The 2265-nt window shown below is 69.3% G+C and carries 2 protein-coding genes; both read left to right on the forward strand.

Features of this window, described 5'->3' with window-relative positions:
* The first annotated feature begins 274 nt into the window (after nucleotides 1-274).
* A complete protein-coding gene (locus AB0958_RS44950) occupies nucleotides 275-1777 on the forward strand; it encodes a ParB N-terminal domain-containing protein (RefSeq protein WP_366896265.1) in 1503 nt (500 codons plus the stop codon).
* A 74-nt stretch (nucleotides 1778-1851) separates the two neighbouring features.
* Nucleotides 1852-2058 (forward strand): hypothetical protein, encoded by a 207-nt coding sequence (locus AB0958_RS44955; protein ID WP_366896266.1) that lies wholly within the window; start codon nucleotides 1852-1854, stop codon nucleotides 2056-2058.
* The last annotated feature ends 207 nt before the right edge of the window (nucleotides 2059-2265 follow it).

The following is a 2265-nucleotide window of genomic DNA, read 5'->3' on the forward strand; positions in this document are numbered from 1 at the left end:
GCCTGGCAGCCCCCGCAGAACCGGCGGTGCGGCGTGCGCTGCCCGACCGACCGAGGGGAGCCCCCGCCGGGGTGGGTTGTGGCGGAGGCCGCCGGGCGGGTGCGGGGGCGAGACCGGTCGTGACCTGCGGATAGATGTGGTGCAGGTCACTCCCCTGGTGGGGTGTCCTGGGTGGACTTCCACCCCAGAATAAGGCAGAATTAGTGATGTCGGAAGGGGGGAGGCAGCCCCCGGACGACAGCCCCAAACCTTCAACACCAGGGAGCACGACGACGTGAGCACCGAGACCGTCGAACAGCCCACCGCCACCGAGCAGCCCACCGCCATCACCTTCCGTTCGGAGGACGTTCCCCTCTCCCAGCTCATCAGCCACCCCGGCAACGTCCGCGAAGACCTGAAGATCACCGACCGGTTCCGGCGGAGCATCCGGAAGCGTCTGCGGACGCCCCTTCTGGTCACGCCGATGCCCGACGGCAATTACAAGGTGATCGACGGACACCGCCGACTCCTGGTCATGATCGAGGACAAGTGGCCGACCGCCCCCGTGGTCATCGACGACGACCGGGCAGAGGACGAGGCCGGACAGTTCCTTGACATGGTGACCACTGCCGAGCAGCGCGAAGGGCTCACCACCCGGGAGAAGGCGGCGGCTCTGTTCAGCGCGGCCGAGCTGGGGGCCGACGCCAAGCGCATGGCGGCCGAGACCGGCTGGACGCAGAAGGACGTGAAGACCGCCGTCAAGGTGGGCGGCGCGACGAAGACCGCCGAGGTCGCGAAGTCCGTCGACTACGAATGGACGCTCGACGAACTCTCCGACCTGGCCGAGTTCGAGGGAGAGCCCGAGGTCCTGGCCGAACTGGCGACGGCCGCCAAGGAGGGCACGTTCAAGTGGGCCGTCCGTCGGATCCGCAACGAGCGGGAGGAGGCGGCGAAGCTGGCCAAGGAGCGCGAAGAGCTCATGGCCGCCGGTATCACGGTCATCGACTCCCGGGAGAACCTGCCGGAGAAGGCCACGCCGGTGGACAAGCTCCGGACCCACGACGGGAAGCGGATCAAGGACGAGGAACACACCCAGTGCAAGGGCCACGCCATGGCCCCCGGCCAGTACGACAACGACTGGACGGCGTACTGCCTGAACCCCGCCCTCAACGACCACACCGTCTACAGCTACTCGGCCAGCAGCAGCACCACGGGGAAGCCGGACAAGGCCGTCCTGAAGCGGACCATCCAGGGGAACAAGCACTACAAGGCCGCGACGCAGGTCCGCCGGGAGTGGCTGAAGCAGTGGATGACCCGCAAGACGTTCCCCAAGGACGCCCAGGTGATCATGGGGAGGTTCGCCGCTGAGTCGGCACTTCGCGGTGACGATCTCGCCACGGGCGGGATTACCCACGAGGACGGTTCCCGTCTGCTGCGTGACTGGCTCGGCATCGCCGACGCGTCCAGGGCTGGCACGATGATGCCCGACATCGTGGCGCAGGCCGACGCACGCAGGCTGTTCCTGTTCCCGTTCATGGCGGTCGTCGCCTCTTACGAGAAGGCGACCGGCCACAAGGACAACCGGGCGTGGCGCACGGACAGTCAGGGCCCGAGCGAGTACACGCGGAAGCGTCTGGGCGCGTATCTCGCGGTCCTGGCCTCCCTGGGGCACCAGGTCACGCCGATCGAACAGGCCATCATCGACGGTGTCTCCTACGACGGCACCGAGCACGCGGCGAAGGTCGCCACCGAGACGGCCCAGGAGTCCGGCCAGGACCAGCTCACCGACGAGCAGTAGACGCCGTGCCGGGAGGGGGAGGCAGCCCCCTCCCGGCACCCCACCCCGAACCTTCAACCGACAGGAGCGTCACCATGAACCGCAACCGCAACCGCGACCAGCAGGACGACGGCAGCCGCATCGGTCTCGCGGTCATCGTCGGCATCGCCGCCTTCATCGTCGGGGGCGCGCTCGGCCTGGACGGCGTTTGGTGGGTACTCCAGAAGCTCATCCCCGCCCTGGTCGTGTGCAGCGTGCTCGGCCTGTTCCTCCGCTTCCAGCGCCGCCGCAACCGCCGGTGACGTCCGAACGACCGCCCCGCCCCGGTGTGTTCGGGGGCGGGGCCGCCGTCGTTTCGGCGGCGGTAGCGGTCACGCCTGGCGGCGTGGCTGTGTTGGTGGCCCGGTGCGTGCTCGCCGGCCCCGGCCTCCTTCGTCGGCCGGTGCCGTCGGCACCGGGCCGTGGACACGCCTGGCGGCGTGGCCCCTCTTTTGGGCCCCTTCGGGGCC

This window comes from Streptomyces sp. NPDC006655 (assembly GCF_040703965.1).
Lineage (GTDB): Bacteria > Actinomycetota > Actinomycetes > Streptomycetales > Streptomycetaceae > Streptomyces.

Bases quoted from the DNA above. Each gene is read 5' to 3' on its own strand.
- AB0958_RS44955 (WP_366896266.1), top strand. From the start codon at position 1,852: ATGAACCGCAACCGCAACCGCGACCAGCAGGACGACGGCAGCCGCATC.